We start from the raw sequence: 26,568 nt of genomic DNA, 5'->3' as shown, positions 1-26,568 counted from the left end.
ATTATAAAACAATATTGTTCTTTAACCTTAAATTCTGTGCAGGAAATTTTTACCGGCAGCTTTTAAATTCTAGACAGTTTTTACTTCTACTTTAACAATTTTTTGCACGTCATTATCAAAATATAAAAATAAATCAAATTTCTCACCGACCTTTAAGGTATTTTTTAGATCTAACAGCATAATATGTAAATCTCCTGGTTTAAGAATCACTTTCCCTTTAGCAGGAATTACTAACTTATCAAGTTTGATCATTTTGCTAATACCTTTTTCATCCACAAAACTCTTATGTAATTCGACTTTATTAGCAACGCTAGAGGTAGCCTTGACCAAATTATAGGCAATATCAGAGTTATTATGAAGCTCAAAATATATAGCCGAGTTATTATTACCGCTATTTTTACTGGTTATAGAGGGCCTTGCCCAAGCTTCTACTATTTCAATAAGGCTATCGGAGATTGAACAGTTTGGTGGAGTGAATGGCGGTTCTGTTACTTTACTTCCTTGCGTTTCTGGAACAATAACAGTTGCAGGAGTATTATTTATATCAGCAAAACATATGGTTCCACTGACACCAAGACTAATTGTAAATAATATTATTATCTTTTGAAGTGTCATATATACCTGTAAGTTAATTATCCAATTAATTATACATTATTGAGTTGCAATTCGATATAAGAATCATGATTTTGACCAACAAATTGGTGTTAAAATAAGTAAAAATGCCCTAATTCAATAGATTTCCTGAAGGACTTTAACAGCTTATTTTACTATCCTGCTGCTCTGAATAGGGGTTGTATTTTATAATCAGATTGCCACCACTTCTTTAATGTTTGTCAACCGAACCTGCCGTACCCACTCCACTCTATTATGATAAAAGTTATAGCATATTGTAGCACAGAAGCAAAAATTGCGGCTAGCACGTCATCTAACATAATACCAATGCCGCCTTTAATATTTTTATCGCACCAATTTATTGGCCACGGTTTTATTATATCGAAAAATCTAAATAAAATAAAAGGTAAAATAAATATAAATATCCAATTAATAAACTCTTCACTTAAATATTGGGTAAGTCCTGACCAATGAATAAATAATACCGAAAAAGAAGTTAATATTATTGTTAGCATCTGCCCTACGATTTCATCAATAACTACTTCTGATGGGTCTTCTTCTTTTCTAATATGTTTCGAATAATGGGAAGAAAAATATACTCCTATAATGAATAACAATATGCAACTTAAAAAAGCTATAATAAGAGTAGTAATAGTTTGGGCAGCCGGCATGGAAAAATTTGTAAACAAAAAAGCTAGAGGATTTTCTGTTGAACAATATAGAAAAATTAAGTAGCACAAAGGAAAGGCTGCTAAGGAACCAAAAGTACCAGGGCAGTATTTTATCTTCCCTATGTAGGAAAAGGTGACAACAAATTCTGTGAGTTTATTATAAAACATATTTTTTCTCATAAAAATTATTTTTCTAGCTCAAATAATTGATGTAAGCATCGTATTGTTATTTCATTATCAGTATCTGTTATTAAGAGAGAAATTTTAATTTCTGATACTTGTATCATATTGATTTTAATGTTAAATTTTTCTAAGGCAACTAATATTATGCTAACTAGCTTATGGTCATTTTTAATCCCATAGCCGATTATTGACACTATTGCTATTTGGGTATCAATAATGAAATTATTTATTTGGTTATTGCGTTTTAATTCCTCTAATAAATATTGGAGTTTATTTTTGTCAGATAATGAAGCAATAAAATTATATTGTTTACTATTTTCAATATTTTCCATTAACTCTAGATGGATATTATGGTTAGCAATTAAATTACAAATTTGATAAAAATTTATATAGCTTTGGCTGTCATGTTCTGCTAATGCATCTATTGTTAACTTTAATAAATTTTTATTAGAAGTAATACCAGTAATTTGGCTGTTTTCCATAATTTGATCTCTAGATGTAATTAAGGTGCCAGTATTTTCTGCTGAATTAGGGTCATGAGGTAAAAAGGATGATAAAACGCGTATAGGTACTTTATACCTAGTGGCTATTTCTAAACAGCGTGAGTGTAATACTTTAGCGCCGCAAGAAGCAAATTCTTGCATCTCTTCAAAACTAATTTGCGATAATTTTTTTGCTTGTGGCACAATTCGTGGATCGGAAGTAAATACTCCAAGCACATCAGTATATATATCACATCTAATGGCCTGCATGGCTACCGCAATTATTGAGGCAGTGGTGTCAGATCCTCCTCTTCCGAGAGTAGAGGCTCTATTATGTTCAGTGATTCCTTGGAATCCTGCAACAACTGGAATAATATTTTGATCTAAACATTTTTTTAATAAATCCGTAGAACAATATGTTACTAACGCCTTACCGTGGTTATTATTAGTGAGAATGGGAAGTTGCCATGCTAATACAGATCTAGCTAACATTCCTTCTTCTTGTAAATTAAGAGCTAGTAGAGCAGCGGTTACCATTTCACCGCTACATAAAGCAATGTCATACTCTGCTAGTTGGGAGTTTGTTTTAAGGCTAGAAACTTCATTACATAAAGTAACTAATTGGTTTGTGACTCCCGCCATTGCAGATACAACTACTATTACTTCATTACCGCATTGTTTCTCAAATTTGATAATAGGAATAATTTCTTTTACTCTTGCAATATTAGCAACCGAAGTCCCACCAAATTTTTGAACTATTAATGGCATAAGTCAGGTATTAGATTGACAAAACCTGAAGAATTGATATATCAATTTTAAAGATTACTGTTTATTTTACTGTACAACATTAACTATTTTATAGTCTCTTTTGCTAGAAAATTTCACTACCCCTTCAATTAAAGAAAATATGGTATGATCTTTCCCAAGTCCTACATTTCTGCCTGGATGAATTTTAGTTCCACGTTGTTTTACAATTATGTTACCTGGTATTACATATTGCCCATCAGATTTTTTAACTCCTAGTCTACGACCAGCCGAATCTCTACCATTCCTGGAGCTACCACCAGCTTTTTTGGTTGCCATTTTTTAATTTTCCTAATCTATGCTTATTGTTTAGTAATGTCTAATATTTTTAGTTCGGTCAATTCTTGTCTATGCCCAGTTTTACGGCGATAATTCTGACGTCGTTTTTTCTTAAAAACAATAATCTTACTATCTTTATACTGATTAGTAATTTCAGCAGTAACTAGTGCTCCTTTAACCATTGGAGTTCCTATAAAAGAAGGTTTAGAATCTTCCCCTAGCATCAATACTTGATCAAGTTGGATTGTAGATCCTTTTTCCCCATCAATTTTTTCTACTTTTATAACACTATTTTTGCCGACTTTATATTGCTTCCCGCCTGCTTTAATAACTGCGAACATAGAAAAATATCCCATAAATTTAAACAAATATTAAGACGGCATTATATTACCCTGAACTTTTTAAGTCAATACTTATTCCTTGTTTGTAAAAAGCATTTTTGTAACATTATTATCACGGTTTTCAAATGATATTTATATTTTATTACTAAAAATTAAAGGTTTAGCAACTATTAATGTAAATTTATGTTTAAATTTGTCTATCATTACAATTGGATATAGCCCTAGAAGGTAAATGTTTTACTTCAAGTTGAATTGTAGCGCTATTGCTCTATAAGTTTGTAAAAATAATAAGTAAAAATTAAGTTTTTTATATTATAGCCAAAGTGATTTAGTTAAAGATACTTGAATTTTAATCGGGGGCTGTGAAAACCATATAGGGAATCGTGATCACAACAAAAACCCTACAAAATTTATGGTATCACTAGCTAAATACCGCAGACTATAGCTGCAATTTTGGATTCCTTACCTCTAAGCCTATACTTTTGCCTTGCTATATTCTTTATAAATACAAAATAGAAAGGTTAAATATGAATAGAAAAAAATTCCATAAGAATTTATTAACTAAAGCATCAATTATTTCAATTGTCACTGCTTTTAGTAACTATAGTACAGCAGTAGAAACATCGGGCGTTCCTGCGTTAGATGGAGTAGCAATAATAAAGGATGCTACATTCACTGATAAGGCTGGCTTGGCTAATTGGCAGCAAATAGATCAACTAGGAGAGTATATTAAAGATGTATATGTTAAGGATCCTCTCAACAAAGCAATCACCTATAAGGGCGAGCATGCGCTTGTTGCTAATGCTCCGAATGCTAATATTATTGCCATAAACCTAGCCGGGCAGAATGCTAAGGCCTTGGTAATTCAGAAAGACACTTCTATTGGTTCTATCTTAAATGGTACTTTACCTATCATAATAGGTAAGGGAAAAACATTAAAATTGACCGGTGCTCCAGCTACTAAAGAGCTCCATGGATTTAAAGCAGGGGCAAATGTTTATAAGGGAGTAGGCGATATCACAATAAAAGGAAAGCAAGGAAAGCTGATAATTGAGCCTACTGATAATATTGCTGCGCCGGGCAGTGAGGCAAAAATTAACCTCCCTGGTAAGATTATTGCAAATGCTGCTAGTTCTGGAATCGTGGAAATTTTAGGCCCATGTCAGATAGAACAAGAGGTTGCTAGTAAAAATATCCCTCTAAATAGTATAAATTTGGATACAACTCAGCAAGTAGACTTTTTAAAGGATGTTTATGCCGCTAATACTCATATTAAGAAGCCTGGCATTTTCAATATAAAGGGCTCGTTATTTAGCAATAATATACTCTTTGCTGAGGATTTTGAATTAAATGACCAGGATGTTATAGATCTTAATAATAAGGTTGCAATATTAAGGGTTGCAGATGGACAAAAGATAGTAGGAAATATTAGTCAGCAAGGTGCTATTAATAATGAGATAATATTCCTGGGAGCGGGTAGTATTGAACAAGGGGTAATTAGAGATTTAGGCAAATTGTCAGTAGGGAAAGGAGAGGTAAAACTGATTAGCGGTGCTCATAAAATTAAGGAAATTCAGGGTAATGGTAGCCGCACCTTATCCCTTGCTTCTAACTTTACTTTAGAAGGTAGTATTAATGCAACAGGTGGTCAGCCACTTAATTTAACATTTACGGGAGGTGATATTAATCGCATTAGCGGCATAGTGGGAAGTAAGGATAACCCGGTCGGTGACATACAAATACAGCATGGTACTACCACTTTTGAAGAAGAGGTCAAAGCAGATAATATAATTATAGGTAATGGCGCCACTGCTATATTTAATAATAATACAACAGCTCAAAATATTAGGGGCCTCGATAATAACCAAGGTAAGGTTAAGTTTGATAATAATAGTAATATTGTGGTGAATAGTAAAATTGGTGAGCTCAATCAAATAAATACTATAGAAATAGCCAATGGGGATGTAGAAGTTAATGAGCAGGTTTCAGTAGGAAAAGTATTATTTTCTAGTGATAAGGAGTCAACTTTAACATTGTCTAAGGCAAGTACTATAACTGCAGGGGTTACCACTACAGGCAATAATCTTCACACATTAGTTATTAAGGAGGATTTTGATACTTTAGCAGCACCGTTTGGCTCAGATACTAATAGGCTAAAAGACATTCAACTACAAAATGATAAACAAATTACCATTAACAGTAATGATGTCCATTCGAACATATCTACGGCAGTCAATAACACTGGTAAAGTGCTGTTTAATGCAGATGGTAACTTTACTTATGAAGTAGGATCAAGTGACTTGAAATTATCTGAGGTAATTTTTGAAAGTAATTTGGAAGTCAAAGGAGATGTTTATGCTAATACTATGAGGGTTGCTGAGGGCAAAACTGTAACTTTTTCTGGTACTAAACTGCGCTCTACTGATATAGCTGCTTCAATTATAGATGGAGTACCCTCAGCCCGCACTGCCGAGTCTTTTAATTTTAATACAGTAATTGATGCACCACTGGGTCTTAATTTAGCAGCTGATAGTACGGTGAATTTTTCTACCTCCACCTTAATTAAAAGTCCGATTAATAATGGGCATATTAATTGTACAAGTGACACCTGGTTTCAACAAAAAATAAATAACGCAGCTGCAGTTAATTTCGCTCCAGAAAAATTGACGATATTAGAAGGAGATATTTCTGCAACTAATATTACCGCTGATAACGCGCATATCATTATAGTTAATAATGATATAAATATGTTGGGGAATTTACAAGCGCAAAATTTAACGTTAGATCTTGGGGCTAATCAACTCCGATACTCAGGGAATGCAGTATTAGTAGGAGATCTAGCAATTCATCTTTTCTATAATACTGCCACTAGCACTGGTGGTCATATTAAAATTCAAGGTCTAGGAACCATGGATTTAACAGCAGTAGATCAGCTGCTTGTTAAAGTAGCAGCACGTTCTGATATAAATAACCTTCCTGGCGCTCTACATGAATTATTTGTGAGTGATAATGGTACTGTACCTTTAATTGAGCAGGATAAAATAATTGTCGAAATAAATGAAGAAAATAATTTTGTAAGATGGGTAATGGATCCTGAGACTTTAACATTAAGGGCACAGGATGTATCAAATGAAGTGTTAAGGCGTAGCGTGAGAAGTGCTCCCCCACTGCAGCAGCAGCTTATTACTCAACTGCTTACTGCTGATTCAAATAGTGAAGCTGGACAGTATAAAAATAGTTTAGGATTTATCAGCACAGACCAAAATGCTACTGATGTAAGCATGGACAAACTAATTAGCCCAGCAGTAGCTATTGGACAGAGCCCCCTAATTAATACCTTCAGTGAAATGACAGAAGAAGGTGTGTTACAAACTAGTAACCATGCTACGCTCCGAATGGCCTTTTCTCCAAAACGGGCTATTGGTGCCGGAGATGATGAATCACGGCAATATGGAATTTGGGGGAGCCCTTTATATGGGTATGCTACTCAAAAAATGCAAGAAGGAGTTAGTGGTTATAAATTAAAATCACTTGGAGCTATAATCGGAATTGATACGTTCATAAATGATAATTTCCTTATTGGTGCTGCATATAGTAGGTTAAACACTAAAATGTCCTATAAAAATCAAAAAGCTGGAGATAAAACTAAAGGAAGAATTAATATCTTTTCTTTATACAGTTCATATAATTTCCCAAGCAACTGGCTGGTTGAAGGAATATTTTCTTATGGGAGGACTAAAGTTAAGAATTTGGAAGGGCACTTAATAGCAACTGGTGCTAATAGAAATATTATGGAAACAGCTGTTGGTAAGTATAAAACCACTTATTATGGAGGAAAACTACTAGCAGGATATAATTACCAAACTACTAATCAATTAGTACTCACTCCCTTAATAGGTTTAAGATATTCACATTTTGCTGACTCTGGCTATCAGATCACAGGGACCTCTTTTCTAAATGCAACTTATCAAAAAAGAAAGTACCATAAATTAGAGAGTTTAGTAGGGCTTAGAGCTTTAACTTCTGTAGCATTAAATGACATAGCATTAATACCAGAATTTCATGGTTATTTTCACTATGCTTTAAAACGAAAATCTCCACTAATTGAAGCAAGACTAGGGGGATTAGACCAACCATTACCTAGTAAGACAATTAACCCTAATAGAAGGTATTATAATATCGGTACTAGCTTAACTGCTAGATATAAAATGATGGAATATGGAGTAGCATATAATGTTGATCTTGCTAAAAAATATATTGCTCATCAAGGTAGTTTAAAGCTCAGAGTTAATTTATAAATCTTGTGGAAAAAGTTTTATAATACTGAGCCTAGATGCGACATAAAAATAAATGTTTTTATATCGCATTTTAATTTTTATCTGGCCTTTCTATCAAATCTCAGTAAATTCCCCTATAATATGCACCTCTTTTTCTACCTGCAGGCGATACTCAGTTGACTCTATTGTGTCCTCTCCATACCATACCTTATAACCTTGCATATCATCTTTATTATTAATATAGAATGTAGCCTCATGATTAACCTTACGAATCTCGCATGCATCACTTAACTGACTTTTTGCTTCAGCGTCCAAATTTGAGCTTGATACTTGTTCAATTTGGCCACTGTTTAAATAATCTAGTGCTGCTTCTACGATGGTACCCGCGGTTTGTTGCATGTCTTCTTCCCTAGGCTTCATATTTAATCTCATTGCTCCCTTTCCTAATTCATTATAAGTTATTTCCATACTGTTACCATCCTGCTGAACTTTTACACTTAAAAGAGTACCGCCAGGGGGCTGTCTTTTAAGATTACTTTGTGCTGTTTGTTGTGGTGATTTTGACATAATAGATACCTACCTTATTTATCTTTTTTTAAGTTGATTGTCAAAGTTATGGTTCAAGCTAAACCGCTTAGATTTATATATCAGATTTTTTAATTGTAAACTTCTTTATTTAAAATTAAAAAACTAAGTTTGATACATCAGCAAACACTCTATACTACCCCCAAAAAGCCTGTCAACAAAAATAATTAATGTCATTGCTAAAAAGATTAAAATTTTAGGAAAAGTTAATAATTTATTCCTGCTCCCCAGCAACTTAATGCCAGTGCTATCCCAACATAATTGGTATTTTTAAACCTAATAAGGCAATTATTGGGGTCAGTGATTTTTAAGGTTGTTACTTGCCAAATTAATAAGATATAAGCAATTAATACAGCTAGGTAATTAACCTGTTTGTGCGCAATATTATTAGCTAATAAGAATAATATTATAAAAATAGTATAGTAAATATATAAATGGCATCGGTAATTTTTCTTTTCTAAAAAGATGGCCATTGATTTAACTTTAATTTTTTTATCATCCTTTATATCCATAAAGCCATATATAGTATCGTAACCAATAGTCCAGAAGCAGCAGCCAATATACATAATAAAAGATTCTAAAGAAATTTTGTTAATTACTGCACTACTGCCAATTAAAGCTCCAAAATTAAATACTAGTCCTAAAAATATTTGAGGTAGGTAAATAATTCTCTTCATTAATGGGTACAAAACTATCATGATAAAGGCAATAAAACCTAGATAAATTGAAGTTGTATTTAATGATAATAGGATGGCTAAAGAACCAGATAATAATATAGCTAAAAACAATAGCGCTTCTTTAACCGTAAGTGAGCCATTTGCTAAAGGTCTATTTTGTGTTCTTAAAACGTATTTATCAAAGTCCTTGTCAAAAATATCATTAATAATACAACCAGCCCCTCGAGTAATCACACTGCCAAGAAAAAATAATATTAGTAATCCTATTAACTCTTGATGGGAAGTTGTGGTCAAAAATAATCCAAAATATGCTGGAAAAAATGAAGCCATATACCCTGTAGGGTTTGGCAATCTCATTAATTTTAATAATAAAAATATCTTATTGAACATTACTTTCACTATGTTGCAGTTATAATTGAAGTTTATCTAATTGGCATCTTAAGCTAACTATGATATCTTTGCCTAATTTAATTATAATAATTTTTAATTATGGCGGAATTTCCAAAACATTATAACTTCATAGAAAGCGAAAAAAAATGGCAAAAATTTTGGCACGAACAAAAAGTATATTTATGGGATCCTAATGATACGCGAGAAAATAGTTTTATAGTAGACACTCCGCCTCCTACTGTCTCAGGGCAATTACATATAGGTCATGTATATAGCTATACCCAAGTAGACTTTATTGTTCGTTTCAAACGGATGTTAGGGAAAAATATCTTTTATCCCATAGGCTTTGATGATAATGGCTTACCTACTGAGCGGTTAGTAGAAAAGCAAAAGCAAATAAAAGCTTCTAATATAGAGAGGCATAAATTCATTGATATTTGCCAAGAGGTCATTATTTCCGAGGAAAAAAAGTTTCGTGCCCTATTTAACCAAATAGCTTTATCAGTTGATTGGAATTTAGAATATCAAACTATTAATCCATTGTCTCGTAAAATATCACAGATGTCATTTTTAGATTTAGTGCAAAAAGGAGAAGTCTATCGTAATAATCAACCGATATTATGGGATCCCGTAGATGGCACTGCTTTAGCCCAAGCGGATATTGAGGATAAAGAAAGAATTACTCTGATGCATGATATTATCTTTAATACTGATCATGGTCTTGAGATAATTATTGCCACTACAAGACCTGAGTTACTACCTGCTTGCGTTGCGATATTTTACAATCCAAATGATATAAGGTATAAGGGCTTGAAAGGACATTTTGCTATCACCCCACTTTTTGGTAGCAAAGTACCCATTTTAGCAGATAATTTAGTGCAAATAGATAAAGGTACTGGCCTTGTGATGTGTTGTACCTTTGGGGATACTACGGATGTCAGTTGGTGGAAAACATATCAGTTACCTTTGAAAATTATTATAGATAAAAAAGGTTGTATCAATCTCCCAAAAGAAACCTCTAATTCCCTTTTTTATTCTCAGCTGAATGGGTTAAAAGTAAGAGATGCAAGAGAAAAAATTATAGAAATCTTACAAAAAGAAAATTTGTTAATTAAGCAAGTAGAAGTTACGCAAACTGTGAAATGTGCTGAACGTTCTGGGGCTCCCTTAGAAATACTTACTACTCCTCAATGGTTTGTGCATACAATAAAGCATAAAGATATTTTAATGCAACGTGCTAATGAGTTGAATTGGCACCCTAAAAATATGAAAATCAAATTAGAGAATTGGATAAGTAGTATATCTTGGGATTGGTGCATAAGTCGCCAGCGTTATTTTGGGGTACCATTTCCTGTTTGGTATTCAAAAAAAATAGGGGAAGAAGGAAAACCTTTATTTGCTGATATTACCAGCTTACCTGTTGATCCACTTGTTGATCTGCCAATTGGCTATCTTAGGGAAGAGGTGGAGGCAGATTGTGATGTTATGGATACTTGGGCAACTAGTGCGGTTACCCCGCAATTAAGCAGTCACGGAATCTCAGAAAATTTTAGTGTAGATCTAGCTAGGCATAATAAAATATTTCCTGCCGATTTACGGCCCCAAGCTCATGAAATTCTCAGAACCTGGGCTTTTTATACTATCTTAAAAGCGCAGCTACATGAGAACACACTGCCATGGCAAAATATTATGGTTAGCGGGTGGTGCTTAGCGAGTGATCGCAGTAAAATGTCAAAATCTAAAGGCAATATTATTATCCCTGAAGAATTGCTGGCCCAATATGGTTCTGATGTAGTGCGTTATTGGAGTGCTAAATCTAAGCTTGGAGCAGATAGTGCCTACTCAGAAGATGTGATAAAAAATGGTAAGCGGCTAGTTAACAAATTATGGAACGCTTGCAAATTTGCTTCTATCCATTTTGATAAGTTAGAACCTCAAGATAAGAATGCTGAACTTTCTGGGGTCATACCAAGAATTTATCATGAGCTTGATAAGTGGTTCCTATTTAAATTAAGCGAACTCGTAGATAAAACTGAAGCTAATATGCAAAATTATGAATATGCCCATAGCCTCGATTTAATAGAGAAATTCTTCTGGTCAGTATTTTGTGATAATTACCTAGAAATAACTAAGACTAGAGCTTACAATAAAGAAAATGTAGATGATAAGGGGCAATATAGTGCTGTTGCTACCTTATATCATACAATACAAGTTTTACTTAAATTATTAGCTCCCTTTATCCCTCATGTAACCGAAGAGATATGGCAAATTTTATATAGCAAGAATTCTATCCACTCTAGAGGTAGTTGGCCTAAAATTGGAAATTTCTTTACTAATCTAGGTCTCAGTCATGCGGACCAATTGATTAAAATATTGGATTTAGTAAGAAAAGCTAAAGCAGGGATGAATTTGTCAGTCAAAGCTGATGTAAGACTACTAGAAATTATAGGAGAAAAATTACCTGCTGAGTTAATATTAGATCTTAAAAATGTGACTTCAGCTGAGAAAATAGAATTTGTAAAAGAATTTTCAACAAATGGACAAGTGTTAGAAAATGAGGATATAATAGTAAATATAGTTTTTTTATTACATAAACAGTAAGGATTTACTCTGATATTTAGGTTTGTCTTACTTAGCTATTATAACAAATAGGGATGACAAGTGAAGCAGTAATACTTATCTTGTTTTAGCTAAATAGTTTACATTAGTTATAGATTAAATGATGTTTTTTATATTTTGCTCTTGAATATTTAAAATAAAGTTTTAGGATTAAAAAACTTGTTTAATAAAGATTTTTAATTTCTTTTTTATAATTTTTACTATATTTAAACATAAAGTTGTAATACAAAAGATAGGTATAATTAAAACTACAGGTGACTTTGGATTAAGCTGATTTAATTACCTGACAATAATTCAGTCAAATGCAAGAAAGTATTATTTTTATAAGCTACGCGTTATATTACTAAACTTGTTGATAAACAATTTTTAACACATTAAAATTTAATTTAGCTCCTCTAAGTATTTTATTTCTTTTTGAGGAAGCAGGGTATGCATTCTATGCTGTATGATTATACTGAAAGTTTATATAATATTATTAGCACAATTCGTATGCATTTATCCCAAAATTATGTAGTACCGAAAATATCATATAGGCTAAAAGACCCTTATTCAATTCTTAAAAAGATGATAAGAAAGGGTATTGATATCCAAGAATTAACCGATATTATTGCCATTAGAATTATAGTAGATACTAAAGAAGATTGTTATAAGAGTTTGGGTATCATAAATTACATCTACCAGATTAATTTAGAAAAGCTTAAAGATTTTATTAGTAATCCTAAAGGTAACGGTTATCAATCTTTACATGTAGTTGTAATGAATGCTTTTCCAGGACGGAATATAGAAATCCAAATACGTACTAAACAAATGCATAAAATAGCAGAATTTGGTGCGGCAAATCATAATGAGTATAAGAAAGAACAAGGAGAAAGAATCAAAAGATTATTTAATACCGTCAGAAGTAAAATATCAGTCCATAAAGCTTATAAGATTTTAGAAGAATTTGATTGGACCACCTTTGATTTGATGGCGTATGAAAAAGAAATTAAGAATCTTTGGCATTATTGTTTAATTAACCTCAGTGAAATCCAAAAGCAGCTCAAAGGGGAAAGCGATTAGGGGATATATACTCGATGAAAATCAAGAATTGCGTTGTCGTCTTCAGGGTTTAAGGTAGCAACGTACTAATATGTATTGCTTTTGCTCCTTGACCCTTTGGCTCCTAGCAATTCTTGATTTTGATTCTATCGTCTATCAACTCTTCAGGTGCGAACAGTATTTCAAGTCCTATAATCAACTTCATTATCGCAGTAAAAAAGTTATAAAATTAGAAATTAACCTATACACACATATTTACCATGTTTTTTCAACAATTGATTGTTATTTTGAGGTAGGCAGTAGGAGAATGTAATAAATTACTAACTAAAATATCATTTCTATAAAAATTTCCTTCACACAATCTAAATTACTCTTTAAACTAATTACAACTCAACAGGGTCTGTTTTCAAAAAATTTGCCTATAATTTGCAAGGAAAAACATGCCAAAAAAGGGTCTAACAAATTTTGTCAACAGAACCTAAGGGTAAACAAATTTTTATGCGCTCTGCCACTATTGATATTGGATACAATGCTATAAGAGCTGTAGTTTATGAATGTGATAAACTTGGGGCACCAGAAATTTTTAATGATAAATTTAAAAGTGACATCATTAATTTACTCAATCTCAGTAATTTAGAGATACCACATCAATCATATCTTGTGCTACAATACGGACCAGTGTTAAGGTAGCTGCGATGAGCCGCCACATTTAATGCAAAGTTCTAACTTTTTAAGTTCCTAAAAGAATATTGTTGACACTTTTTGATATTTATATTAAAAGATATAGCTCATAATATTTAATTATAGGTAGTATTGTTCGTAAATAGTACCGATATTAGGTATTCTAGGAATATACAAAATAATATATGTCAAATTTACTATCATTAGAAGATTTTAATCTATGCAACACAAAAACTGGTAAAATCAATCAACTAGCTTTTGGAGTAATGTTAATTTATTTTCGGTCTCACATTAAATTCCCTGCAGCAGAAGAAAAACCAATATCATTAAAATTAATATCAGCCATTGCTTCAGAGTTGGATATTGAAGAGTCTATTCTTTCAAAATTTAATTGGAGCGGTAGAACAGCCGAAAGATATCATCAGGATATTAGAAAATATTTGGGATATCGCCAAGCAAATAATAATGATGTTTTAATATTTACAGAATATCTAACAAATAATATTCTACCTCATTATCCATCTAATGAATTATTAATGGAGCAGACTAGGTTATTTTTTGACCAAAATAAAATTGTACTATTCAAGAAAAAACAGTTGGATCGTTATGTTGCTTCAGCAAAGCATCAATTTGAACAAAAATTTCTTGAAAAGATATTTAAAAGTTTAAGTCAAGATAACTGTTATTTGATTGAGCAAATCCTTGAACAAAGCGAACAGTCAAAGAATGGTATTATAGAATTATCAGAGTTAAAAAATGATATACCTGGGGTTAGGCTAAAAAATGTTAATTTTGCTTTGGATAAGATCGCTTTATTAAAACAAATTACTTTGCCCAAATCGATTGTAGATTTAGTAGATAGAAAATTACTGCTGAAATATTATGATCGTATCATGGCTTTATCGCCTAGTAATATTTTAGAGTTTAGCCCTGTGGCAAAATATGCGACTATGGCAATATTCTGTTATATAAGATTGCAGCTAATATTAGATAGTTTAGCTGATACATTAATTAAGCTTATAAAACGTATGCGTTCTAGTTCTGAAAAATACGTAGATAACTATATTGTAAAGGAGGTTAAGCGTGTTGATGGAAAATTTGATATTCTAGAGAAATTAGCATCTTTATCAATTAACAATCCTAAAAGTACAATTGAAGATAAGATTTACCCTGAAGTTTCTAAAGAAAAACTAGAAGCAATAATTACTGATTTACAGCAACGCGGTAAATGGTATCAACAACAGGTACAAAATAAGATTCATTCAAAGTATGCGTATGGAAGTAGAACCACACTACTACCAATACTACAAACTTTTCAGTTAAAAGAAGATAACTCTAGTTATCAACCGATTTTAAAAGCTGTTGAATTTATTAATAAGTACTGGAATGAATCAGACTCAGAGTATTATGAAACGGAGCCGCCTATTGAAGGTATAATACCTACAAATTGGCATCCAATGGTTGTTCAAGTAGATAAAGATGTGATTAAAGTTAATAAATATAACTATGAGCTTGCCGTTTTAGAAGAATTGAAGCGTTTTTTAAACTTCAAAGCAATATGGATTAAAAGAAGTTATCGATATAGAAATCCTGAAGAAGATATACCAAAAGATTTTGAACAAAAAAAGCAACAATATTATCAAGAACTTGGTCTACCTTTAGATGATAAGGAGTTTATTACAAAGTTACAAAATGCCTTAGAAAGGGGTTTAGAAAATCTAAATAGCAAAATACCTAATAATAATCTTGTTAAAATCAAGACAAGTACTGTTGGGAAGAATATTACTATTACCCCATCAGAAGCACAAAAAGATCCAAATAACATCATTGCACTACAAAAGGAAATTACAGGTAGGTGGTCAAGTATAAACCTTATTGATATTTTAAAAGAAACTGATCTACTTACCAATTTTACACAGCAAATGGAAACTATTGCTAAAAGTAGTAGTATTGAACCGTCAGGCCTTAGAAAAAGACTTTTATTGTGTTTATATGGTATAGGTAGCAATACAGGATTGAAGAGAATAAGTATTGCCAATGGTGATGTTAATTACAGCGATTTACGTTATATTAAGAAGAGGTATATTAATGCTACAAATGTTAGAAACTCTATTCGTCTAATTATTAACAATATTCTCAAAATACGTAATCCAGATATTTGGGGAGAAGCAACAACATCAGTAGCATGCGATTCAACAAAGATAAGTAGTTGGGATCAAAATCTTATTAATGAGTGGCATCACCGTTATCAAGGTCGAGGAGTAATGATTTATTGGCATGTTGATAAGAAATCATTATGTATTTATTCACAATTAAAAAGTTGTTCATCTTCAGAAGTAGGATCAATGATTAAAGGTATAATTGATCATGATACAGAGATGAACATGAACAGAGTATTTGTTGATACTCATGGTCAAAGTGTGATAGGTTTTGCTATTAGCTACTTACTTGATTTTGATTTACTACCTAGATTAAAAGCAATAAATAAACAAAAACTTTATGGGGTTGCATCTGGAGATAAATGGAAATACCAATATATTTCTGAAATAATTAAAGGTGGTATCAATTGGAAATTAATTGAGGAGAATTACAATGAAGTCGTTAAACATCTTGTAGCATTAAAATTGGGTATTGTAGAACCTGATGTATTAGTAAAACGTTTTAGTAATAATAATTACGAACATCCTGTATATAGAACTTTGTTAGAAATTGGTAAAGCAAATAAAAGTATTTTCCTATGTAAATACCTAGATTCAGAATATCTTAGAATTGAAATCAATGAAGGGTTGAATGTAGTAGAACGCTTAAATTATATAATGGATTTTATTTTCTATGGGAAACTAGGAGAGCTCACAACAAACAATATTGGTGATCAAGAATTATCAATATTATGTCTACATTTATTACAAGCTTGTATTGTCTATATTAATACTCTTCTTATTCAGCAAGTATTATCTGAGCCTCACTGGCGAAACAAACTGACTCCTGAAGATTACAGGGCATTAACACCGTTACTTTCAACGCATATTAATCCATACGGTTTGTTCCCAATTGATTTTAACCAACGTATATTAATATATTCGCAAGCTGGGTCGGGGTATTACCGATGACAATAATAAACCGTACTCCTGTAAGAGAAAAAGCCAAATACTTTTTGAAGGATTTAAAAAAGGAACAACCAGATTATAATTACTTGAGAGAATTATTTAGACATATTCGTAAAGAACTCGATATAACAGTAGACAATAGCACCACAAAGAAATTACCTTATGTACCAACAGAAGAGGAAATTAGTAAGTATTATAAGGCTGTATGGAAATCAAGAAATATGAAGCATGTAATAATTATTAAGACGTTACTTTATACTGGGGTACGAGTATCGGAATTGGTAAAAATAAAAATATCAGATATAGATTTAGATAGTTGTCAAATTAGAATTAACCACGGAAAGGGTAGTAAAGATAGAATAGTTCCGTTTCCTAATGCATTTACAGAAGTATTAGCTGTACACATTGAAAGTGCAAAGAAAAATAAGACAGTTTACCTATTTGAATCTAGTTGGAAGAAACCGTATTCTGATCGAGGTATTAGGAAAATATTAATGAATTACACAAAAGAAGCTGGCATTGAGAATTCAATATCACCACATAAATTACGGCATTTTCTTTTTACATGGATGAAGAAAAAAGGCGTGGATGATGCATTAATCCAACCTTATTCGGGGCATGATAGTCGTCAATCACTTGAAATATATTCAAAATTATCACTCGTAGACTGCCAACCAGAGTATGAAAAAAAGATTAAAGAATTCCCTGTTTAAATGTGGCGGCTCATCGCAGCTACCTTAACACTAGTCCTACTTACTGAAGAGTAAGTTATTTGATCACAATCTTTTAACAGAGCAGTTTCTGAGAAAATAATGGTTCCTTTTCCACGTACATTAATCATTGAACTTGAAATCTGATTTTCATAGCCTTCTGTCTTTGCATAGAAGGTATAAGTACTATTACCCCCTTCAACTTCAGTAAAAGGTCGAACAATTACTGTATTACAATTTTTAACTAAATCTTTTTTATCATTACTATTACCTCCTCCACTATCTACAAAAATACGGTCATCATATAATTGATATGGTTTACAAGAAAAAACATCTACTTTATATTTTCTACCCAAATAATGTAGTTTAGGATAAACGTCCATCAAATTGGATCCTACAGAATAATTTAATAGTAACTTAACATTGATCTGAATCAAATCCCTATTTAAGAAAGATTGTTTAGTTACTGCACCATAAGGTGTTTCTGGCTTATATAGTGTGTAAGTACTACGATATCGTGCAAATTGTATGTCATCGGTCTCTTGCACTGTAATATTATCATTTGTCAGCTGGCTAACATCAATAACATTGGTAGAGTTATCCATAAATTTAATATTACCCATGAAATTGCTACTTAAGAACACAAATTCATTATATTTATTATTACCACCAAATAGCTCTGCTGTACTGTCATAGAGAAAAAAAATGTTATGTAATTCATTACTACCAACTATTACGCCTGAGTTTATATATTTTAAATCATAGATAATAAACTTATTGTTACCTGCTAGTTGTTGCTTTTGATTATGAGCAATAACTATTGAATTATCACAATAATGTGTAGCAGTAGAAACAGAATTTCTGACCTCTTTTTCAAATTCTAACCCAGTATACTGTGGTAAGCAGATCATTGTAGCATTATTATTAATATGATTTGGTATGACACGCGATAAATTGCTCGTATCAGCTGCTCTGAGCATATTAATCATTGCATAAGATCGATTAAACCCTGGTTTTCTATTATCCACTTTATGCTTAAAACACCTAACTTCAAGCAAAATTCCCCATTTGTCAAATGCTACATTAGTCTTACATTCTTCAGTGGAGGAAGCTAGTTTTATTATTCCAAGTCCAGCAGCATAAGCTACCACTTTAGGAGGACTACTTTCTAAGTTTTTCCAAGCTTCTATTGCAGCACTATTGACTACGTCTTGTCGAGATGCTAAATGCTGTATATCTTTTGCCACCTCCTGAAACGATACAGTACGCCAGAAGATACTCCAATTTTCACCATGTGTAGTATCATATTTCTCTTCATACTCTATAATATTACTGACACCACTATATATTGCATAACCCACCATTAATCCTAAACCAACTCCTGTAGCTGCTAATGGAGCACCTGCAACTGTAAGACCTACTCCTGCGATAAATGAAACACTAGAAAAAGCTATGGATGCTGTATTATCTCTTATTTCTTTATCACTACATGAATCGTTACTATCTTTTCTATTAGCACACTGTACTAAAGCATTAGATGATATTACTATATCAACAATATCAAACACACTTGCTAGAGCTCCTGCTGTACCTTTTGCTATTTTTGCACCATATTTCATTCCTCCTATTTGAATAACAAACTTTGTATTATGCCCTAAGACACGTGGTACAAATTTACCTGCAACACTTGCAGCTGTATTAACGATCTTAGGGGTAATCTTTATCATTATATTTTCAATTGGCAATGATAGAAAAGAATAACCAAGTCCACTTATACTCAATGCACAGTATTCTGTACTTCCATCTTGGCAAGTGGCAATCGCACTATGTATTCCTCTTATTAACTGAATTCTACCGGCAGCATTTAATAACCTTTGCTTTAATTTAGGATTTATTTTTGGAGCATCACTCTTTGAAAAATCATGTGATAAATCCTTAATGCGTTCATTTTGAAGATAACTACTATATCCTCCATCTTGAATAACATCATTCAATAAATACCTATACTCACCGACAATACTGTTATCACTTACTATAATTCTTTCCTTAACTAACTCTAACAGTTGAACATTTTTACTTTCATCTTGGATATTTTTTGTATATTCTAGGAACTTTTTGCTATCAATTTTTATTTCGTCTATATCCCTTCTATTTTGTTGCTCTACTGCATTAAACTTATCTACATCATCCCATGAGTATAAACATTTATTAGTGCTTCTTTTTTTTCTATTGCCACTTAAACATTGTAAATCTAACCTTCGTTTTTTTGGATTTGGTGGAGAGTCTGTATCACTACTCTGAGCACTATCTACTTGTGCTTGATTATCATGTAATCTTTGTGAGAATGATCGTCTCCTGTTTATAAAATATTGTTCACTATTTCTACTAAGTCTTTCAGGAGCTAACTGTATTCTAAGCCACTGCACATCTCTATTCTCCTGCAACATAGTGTTAATGTCTCTAGCATTCTCGAGTGCCCAAAGACCACAATTATAACCATCTGTTTGTTGACGAATTTGAAAATCTGTAGGATTAATTATATTATTATCTGTTAGAATCTGGCGAATATTGTCTGGTATCCTACTACCTAATGAATCCTTATAATATCCGTGGTATTGTCCATTTTGATGGGCAATAACTAAAGTAGTCCAATGATCACCTCCCTGATTAATAATAAATGTTCGTGTTGGCACTCTTTGTTGATGCATTATTCTATTATTATTAACATTGTCTATAAATTGACGTATTTGCTCACGTAATTCTCTAGCATTTATACCTTGTTCACGGTCTGTAACTACAACAAGTCCTCTATCACTAAAGTCATAGTTATTATTCATAGCATGTACATCAAACATATTGCTATATGTATTGTCAAGGTAAGTAATTCTTCTAATATCTTGGTCTGATAACCAATATCTGTAATTAGGATTCGTTTCTAGTGTCACACTTTCAAGAGTTTGTTCATTGCGCTGCACGCTTCTGCCTAGTTGATGAACATGACCAAAGTAACTACGCTCAATATCATATGCAACAAATTGTTCCCTTGTTATCAGTAAAGAATCAGCAGTGTCAGCACGGCTAACAAGACCAACAGGTAACGTGACCAAAAAATCAGCTCCTTCAGTTATTGCTCTTATGTTATGACTTAGACCATATCTTCTTAATTGTACTCTTTCAGCTTGTTCTAGTGTCCTTTCCATACTATCTACAGTGGTTCTACCATCACCATATTTTAATTCCAGACCAATTAAAACGTCATTGTTAGCAGGGTTTTTACTCATTACATTGATGAACAAATCAATTCTTCCATCACCTCCTACTTGAAATTCAGGCCTTACGTTAATTTTAAAGTTTCCTTGGCCAAATTCTATATCACTGTAGCTGTTAAACAACCCTGTTAAAACTGCTGCAAAGTATGATTCATCTGTAATTAAAGACTTAATAGAAAATAGATTTCTGCCTATGTTAGTAAACATATCACCATAAGGACCTAAATCTACTTTATTATCTTGGCCTTTCTTAGGTTGATAATCCATTGTTGCATCAAGCGCTTTCTTTAAATTTTCAGCCTGATTCAAATCTGGCATATTATGTATTTCCCAATGATCAGCAACATTTGCCTGAAAGTAATTATTTACAGAATTAGTAAAATCTCTAACTACTACACTACCATCTTCTGTTAAAAACCTTAAAGAACCATCATTACTAGATCTAGCATCAACATATACTTCTATTATTTCTTTACAATTAGCTTGATTTAAACCTTGTATTTTGTTAAGAGGAATTCTTAGTGCTAGATCATTAATATCAACATTATCTCGTCCTCCTTCGTGAAAATGTACAACTAATACTCTGTTATTTCCTGTATTACTTCCTGCTATTGTTCTTTCAACAAATACAGATGTAGTAATACCATGGCTACTGCGCGCTCCCCTTGTAGTTTCCCTTGACTTGTGATAGGTAAGTACACTCTTTTCTATTCTTTTCCCTCTAATTATTGCTGAATTTAGAATTGAATGACCAATAAATAATCTGCTTAGATATTGTGGTTCACTTGAACCCTGTGTACCCGGTGATAACCTATAAATTTTCTTTAATTGATTTGCGATAATTGTTTTTATGCTATCAAGTCTTCTTTGCCCTACATCATCACCTCTGTTAACACTTTCAAAAATGGTTCCAATGATGGGAGATGGAGGTTGTAGCTCAGTCACACTTATTTCAATAGGATTAGCATAATCCATATTAAAACCAACACGTACTACTCGATCAGCAAGTGTAACAAAAGGTCTATTATTTTGCTGTAAACCTTGAGTGTAATCTTCAGCTTCTCTTAGCGCATGTTGTGGGTTTGTTCTGCCACCTTGTTCTTGCCCAGCTTTTATTTCAACAAGGATTGGAATAGCATTCTTAACACGTTCACTCCCACGTACTAATAAAGCAATATCAATATAACCCTCTATTCCCAACAATAGCTCCAAATATAACTCTAAATTATAGCGATATTTAAAATTTATTAATGCACCAGCTGTAAATCCATGATCAGCTGCCTCTAATGCTCCTTGAATATTAGGTAATCTTTTATAATTAATTCTATTAATATCATATATATATTCAAGTAACTTCTTAACATTTCTTTCTACTGCTTGTATAATCACTATATCTTCATCAGGATTATCTACAGTTTCTTTGCTAAGATTCTTAACAATATTTTCTAAAAGATTTGATTTATACTCACCTATTTCATGTTTATGGCGTTTCTCTATTCTTCTAAATTTAACCTTCATACTTTCAGGAAGTATCTGATCTGTAAGTTGTTGACTTATTACATTAACTCTATCTTTATTGTTGCTTTTACTAATGATTATTGCTACACCAGATTTAAATTCTATCTCATTAATTCTCCTATGAGCTCTAGATCTCAGATGATAGCTATCATCTCCTTCACTAAACAATAAATCGCTTTTTTCTAACCATCTCCTATCCTCTCTACTAAACATTGCTCCCATTATCTGCCTGTTATATCTCTTCTCAGAAATAACAAAAACATATTCTTCTAATTTTTTAGTTCTAGGTTCTTCAGTAATAGCTACAATTTTTAAAAATGGCACTTCATCAGCATCACTTATAGTACAGAGCTTAAAATGAAGCTCTGCTAACCCTAGCCTATCAAAAAGTTCTGTATTTTTTAAAGTAGTAAACATACCAGCAAAAAAGTTAACGTAAAATCCTTTCTTTGCTGGTGCTGCACCTACACCACTTTGTCTTGGTATTTGATCTAAAAACGATTGAAACTTTCGCTTAAAATCATTATTCTCATTTACCTGGAAGAGATAGTCAAGCAATTCAGGAGCAACCTCATTAGTAATTTGTTGATGAAGACCTCTTTCTAAACCAAAATTGTAATGATTACGCTCACCACCTTGACTTGCACTTCTAGCTGCATTGACATGATACAATCTTATTGGAATCGCTCCACTGCCATGAGTATGTATTACCCCACTAGAATCCACATTGATAGTTGCATCAAGCATAAGTCCCATTACTGCTATTTCAGGTTCACCACCCCAAGAGTTGCGATCTCTCATGTTATTCAGGTATTGATCAAAATCGCCTGTAATAAACCCGCTGTATTCATTTACATTAGATAACATATAATCAACTACTCTGTTGCGTAATACTCTTGTAACTAATCTATTTAAAGTTCTATCGCTACGAATATCATTTGAAAATGGGCTGTTTTCTCTAATTAACTCCCTTATATACCTCACGTTCCCAGACTCTTCTTCTCCAAATAACCTTTTAAACCTTTCTAAAAAGGCAGTGGAATCATTCTCAACTGGAAGTAAATAAGCTAAAGCAGTAGCCCAAAATAGACAACTACCATCCCCTGGTACATCAACAGATACAAATGTACTTTGTAGTTGATTATTATTACCATTAGAGCGACGATGTCTGATAAGATCTTGTGGATTTTTTTGTTCTGAAAACTCAATAACTTCTGAGTCTACATTAAGATTATTTTTTGTGGTAGGATTTAATGATAACTTGCTATTATCATTAATAATATTTCCTTTCTTTAGGTGCCATTTCCTATTCCAGATATTCCTCTCTGAGAATTTCATACCTCCCCCTCTTTATGCAACTTTATACAATAAAAAACTATGCTTATTTGTTAATTGTTACATAAAACTTATGCAAATACAAAGTATTTTTTAAGAATAGTTAAGAAAAAGTAATACTATAACTTTAAGTTTAACTTAAAGTTATAAATACTACTAAGAAATATATTCTTAGTAGGAAACTATATTAAAAGCTGGAGATATCTTTCAAAGATGGGCCTATGTTCTTTATCCAAGTTAATTATTGTCAACTATTAGCATTCTCAAGAGTATGTCCTTCTCCTATTACTAATACTGAAGAATCTAATGAACCACTATCATCTTGTAAATTATCATGGTGGTCACTATCACTAGAGTTATAAAATAGAGATTCATGATATGATTTTTTAGTATTAGTTATCATATTACTTAATTTATTTGACATTACCTGATCTATTTTGTGTAAAAGTTTTCCTCCTTTAGCATTACCAAGTATATCACATAATAGTTTTTCTAATGATTGCCTATCATACTGCTTATAAAAATTAAATACTTGTAAATGAGTTGAAACATCATCATTTGAACAACTATCACCTCCTCCTTTATGAGAGGTTGGCTTCTTACCAACACACAACACATTCTCCAATTTTTTTAGTACATCTTGGTCTAATTTCTCTACGAACTTCTTAGTAGGTTTTTTAACAGTAGTTTTAATAGAGTTTAAAAGTTTTTGTAGCAACTTTCCTTCATTTTGAGTGTATAAACTATAGCAAACATTATCTCCTTCTTGACACGTTAGAGTAAATAGTTTGGAATGCAGAGTATCCATTGGCCCAAGGATTCTGTGAACAGGTTCTAATACCCCAATGTTTATCATCTTACCTAATATACTGGATGTTGTTTCTATAGTATCATGAAAATGTTGTTGATGACTTTGAAACCCTGGTAAATCCCATAGCCAAGTTAAGAAATGCACTGCTTGATCAAATACAGCACCAGAACCAGAAACTATACTCTCACATGTATTCCAAGTTAACTTCTCATACTCCTGTTTAGGTAAATCACTTGGCTTTAAATGTTTAATGACTTTTTCTATATATTCATAAAAATGACCTGCTCTTAAACTATTTATCACATGAGAAGAACTACCATGATAATTGCTATTCTTTATCAAATCTTTCCTTATAAGTTCCCTAAAGAGATCTGGCTGTTCATAAGCATCTAGCTGATCAATACAAAAAGCGGTAATATTAGAATGACTAGGTGCATAACTACTACTTTTAGTTTTTATTGCTATCTCTATTAAAGTCTTAGGATCCTTATTAGGTAGTTTGTTCCAAAAAAACTCTACCGCCTCTTTACTACCTCTCTCTACTGCACAATCAATCCCATATCTATACAAAACTTGTTTATCATCTATATCACCTACTAATTTCTTAAACTTATTAACTAGTTCTAAATCAGGGTTTACAACGTTAATAGCATTTGCATAATAATACCAAAAAATTGTTAGTTTTGATGGTCTAGTAGCACTATGTATGTACTCTTCTATAGGGTACCCTTCTCTTTTACTTTCCTCAAACATATTATTGATTTCATCCTCCAAGCAAAACTGACAGGCAATATGATAAAGTTCAAAACCATCTTGCTCTCTACCATCAAATCCTTTAGACATTATTAATTTTTTTGCCACAGCAGTTCTATCAAGCGCAGAACCATTCCAACAGCTACTATCAGATAGTATGTTGTGGATAGTTTCCACCATATAACCACTTGGATTTTGTATCTGCTTATTAAGAAAACATGTATGATATTCAAACCACTTTTTAATCTCAAAACGTTTTAAATCATAATTAGGATCATCTTCTGCTACAGAACTTGCTAAAAGCTTTTCAACTACAGTCCACTTCTTATATTCACTACTATTTGGGATGAGTGCATCTGCTTCAGCTAATTTAGCCTCTGCCTTCTGAAATTTTGCTTCCACTTCCTTATTATATTTAGCATCAACTTTAGCTATTGCAAGTTCCCATGATTCATGCAGCATTTTTTTTGCTTCCTGGTACATTTTACTAGCAACCTGCTCTTTTTTTAAATCCTCTATACTGATTCTTTTCATTTATACTCTCCAAATTTAAATATGTTATTAAATAATTTAAGATATTAAAAATAAAATTCTTATGTTCCAACTATCCTCAGTAAATACCATGCTTGCAAAAAACTGTAGCAAGTTCATCTACAACTGATTACTGTATTACATTATCATTTCTTCCATATGTTATAATAAAACCATAAAACATTTTTTTGATTATATAACTTGTCTTTTAACAATTACTAAAGCTAAATTGTTAAAAAAATGCTAGAAATTATTAAAAATAATTAATTTCTAACAATCTAAAAAACTTATAAGTTCTTAGTCAACTTTATCCTGCATAACATCAGTAATATACAGTTAATTATAAAATAAGTATTATAAATTGTTGACTAAATTTTAATTTATAAGTACCCACAAAAAAGATAAAGTGTATGCTTGATTTTGTCAATACTGTAATTAAGTATGGATCTATGCTTAGACCTACTGGATTACATAGTTCAAAATTAGCTATATATCTTTAATAAAAATAATTTCCAAGTTAGTGTAGTAACACCCCAGCAAGGTTCAAGGGTCTTGCTATCAGCAAACTTTTAGGGGTAAAGTCTGATAAAACCGATGTGAATTAATATCTAGGTTTTATCAAAAGTTATGGAACCAGAGTTTTGGCAGCCAACAGCCCTGCATATTTGAGAGCATACTACCCTACAATTTTACTCCGACGTCATTGCGAGGCGGCTTACAGCCGCCTCGCAATCCAGGAAAAACTTATAAAATACGATGATTTAAAGGTTTTTTCTGGATTGCCGCGCTCGCTTACGCTCGTTCGCAATGACGAGGGGGATGCACCTTTCATAAAAATTGTAGGGTAGTATGATTTGAGAGTTACAACAATGGGTAAGACTCTTAGATAAACTCA

At 32.2% G+C, this 26,568-nt stretch carries 15 protein-coding genes; 6 read left to right on the top strand and 9 right to left on the bottom strand.

Annotation, left to right across the window (positions count from 1 at the left end; all coding sequences use genetic code 11):
* Positions 1-69: 69 nt before the first annotated feature.
* From ACFELV_RS02045 to rplU, 5 genes are all read right to left on the bottom strand, one after another.
* Positions 70-615, bottom strand: a complete 546-nt coding sequence (locus ACFELV_RS02045; RefSeq protein ID WP_375326539.1) for a copper chaperone PCu(A)C — start codon at positions 613-615, stop codon at positions 70-72.
* 218 nt (positions 616-833) lie between these two features.
* Positions 834-1,451 carry a phosphatidylglycerophosphatase A gene (locus tag ACFELV_RS02040; protein WP_375326538.1) on the bottom strand — a complete coding sequence of 206 codons (618 nt, stop codon included), beginning with the start codon at positions 1,449-1,451 and terminating at the stop codon, positions 834-836.
* Between the two features lie 17 nt (positions 1,452-1,468).
* Complete coding sequence (locus ACFELV_RS02035; RefSeq protein WP_375326537.1) at positions 1,469-2,716, bottom strand: aspartate kinase; 1,248 nt, start codon at positions 2,714-2,716, stop codon at positions 1,469-1,471.
* A 66-nt stretch (positions 2,717-2,782) separates the two neighbouring features.
* On the bottom strand, positions 2,783-3,031 hold the full coding sequence (gene rpmA / locus ACFELV_RS02030) for a 50S ribosomal protein L27 (RefSeq protein ID WP_375326536.1): 249 nt from the start codon (positions 3,029-3,031) through the stop codon (positions 2,783-2,785).
* 23 nt (positions 3,032-3,054) lie between these two features.
* Positions 3,055-3,372 (bottom strand): 50S ribosomal protein L21, encoded by a 318-nt coding sequence (rplU, locus tag ACFELV_RS02025; protein WP_375326535.1) that lies wholly within the window; start codon positions 3,370-3,372, stop codon positions 3,055-3,057.
* Between the two features lie 527 nt (positions 3,373-3,899).
* Here rplU and ACFELV_RS02020 point away from each other — a divergent pair.
* On the top strand, positions 3,900-7,670 hold the full coding sequence (locus ACFELV_RS02020) for an autotransporter outer membrane beta-barrel domain-containing protein (RefSeq protein ID WP_375326534.1): 3,771 nt from the start codon (positions 3,900-3,902) through the stop codon (positions 7,668-7,670).
* A gap of 93 nt (positions 7,671-7,763) precedes the next feature.
* On the opposite strand, the gene ACFELV_RS02015 is transcribed toward ACFELV_RS02020, so the two are convergent.
* Both ACFELV_RS02015 and ubiA read right to left on the bottom strand, forming a co-directional pair.
* Complete coding sequence (locus ACFELV_RS02015; RefSeq protein ID WP_375326533.1) at positions 7,764-8,216, bottom strand: hypothetical protein; 453 nt, start codon at positions 8,214-8,216, stop codon at positions 7,764-7,766.
* 224 nt (positions 8,217-8,440) lie between these two features.
* The gene (gene ubiA / locus ACFELV_RS02010; RefSeq protein WP_375326532.1) at positions 8,441-9,301 is read right to left on the bottom strand and encodes a 4-hydroxybenzoate octaprenyltransferase; all 861 of its coding nucleotides are present in this window, start codon (positions 9,299-9,301) and stop codon (positions 8,441-8,443) included.
* 99 nt (positions 9,302-9,400) lie between these two features.
* Here ubiA and ACFELV_RS02005 point away from each other — a divergent pair, with 99 nt between their 5' ends.
* The 5 genes from ACFELV_RS02005 to ACFELV_RS01985 all read left to right on the top strand — a co-directional run bounded on the left by ACFELV_RS02005 (position 9,401) and on the right by ACFELV_RS01985 (position 17,459).
* Positions 9,401-11,902, top strand: a complete 2,502-nt coding sequence (locus tag ACFELV_RS02005) for a valine--tRNA ligase (RefSeq protein WP_375326531.1) — start codon at positions 9,401-9,403, stop codon at positions 11,900-11,902.
* Positions 11,903-12,349: 447 nt separating this feature from the next.
* On the top strand, positions 12,350-12,979 hold the full coding sequence (locus ACFELV_RS02000; protein ID WP_375326530.1) for a bifunctional (p)ppGpp synthetase/guanosine-3',5'-bis(diphosphate) 3'-pyrophosphohydrolase: 630 nt from the start codon (positions 12,350-12,352) through the stop codon (positions 12,977-12,979).
* A 444-nt stretch (positions 12,980-13,423) separates the two neighbouring features.
* Entirely contained in the window at positions 13,424-13,648 is a 225-nt protein-coding gene (locus tag ACFELV_RS01995) for a hypothetical protein (RefSeq protein WP_375326529.1), read from the top strand.
* Positions 13,649-13,824: 176 nt separating this feature from the next.
* Positions 13,825-16,749, top strand: a complete 2,925-nt coding sequence (locus ACFELV_RS01990) for a Tn3 family transposase (RefSeq protein ID WP_375326201.1) — start codon at positions 13,825-13,827, stop codon at positions 16,747-16,749.
* Positions 16,746-17,459 (top strand): tyrosine-type recombinase/integrase, encoded by a 714-nt coding sequence (locus ACFELV_RS01985; RefSeq protein WP_375326202.1) that lies wholly within the window; start codon positions 16,746-16,748, stop codon positions 17,457-17,459. The genes ACFELV_RS01990 and ACFELV_RS01985 overlap by 4 nt, the downstream gene beginning before the upstream one ends.
* Here ACFELV_RS01985 and ACFELV_RS01980 read toward each other — a convergent pair.
* Together ACFELV_RS01980 and ACFELV_RS01975 are read right to left on the bottom strand one after the other, a co-directional pair.
* Positions 17,456-23,581, bottom strand: a complete 6,126-nt coding sequence (locus ACFELV_RS01980; protein ID WP_375326528.1) for a hypothetical protein — start codon at positions 23,579-23,581, stop codon at positions 17,456-17,458. The two genes, ACFELV_RS01985 and ACFELV_RS01980, sit on opposite strands and share 4 nt — an antisense overlap.
* A 244-nt stretch (positions 23,582-23,825) precedes the next feature.
* Positions 23,826-25,676 (bottom strand): hypothetical protein, encoded by a 1,851-nt coding sequence (locus ACFELV_RS01975; RefSeq protein ID WP_375326527.1) that lies wholly within the window; start codon positions 25,674-25,676, stop codon positions 23,826-23,828.
* Positions 25,677-26,568 lie beyond the last annotated feature (892 nt).

The organism is Candidatus Tisiphia endosymbiont of Nemotelus uliginosus (assembly GCF_964264835.1).
In the GTDB taxonomy this organism is placed as follows: Bacteria; Pseudomonadota; Alphaproteobacteria; order Rickettsiales; family Rickettsiaceae; genus Tisiphia.
Note: the sequence above shows the minus strand (reverse complement) of the source record. Positions and strands in the feature narration are given on the sequence as shown.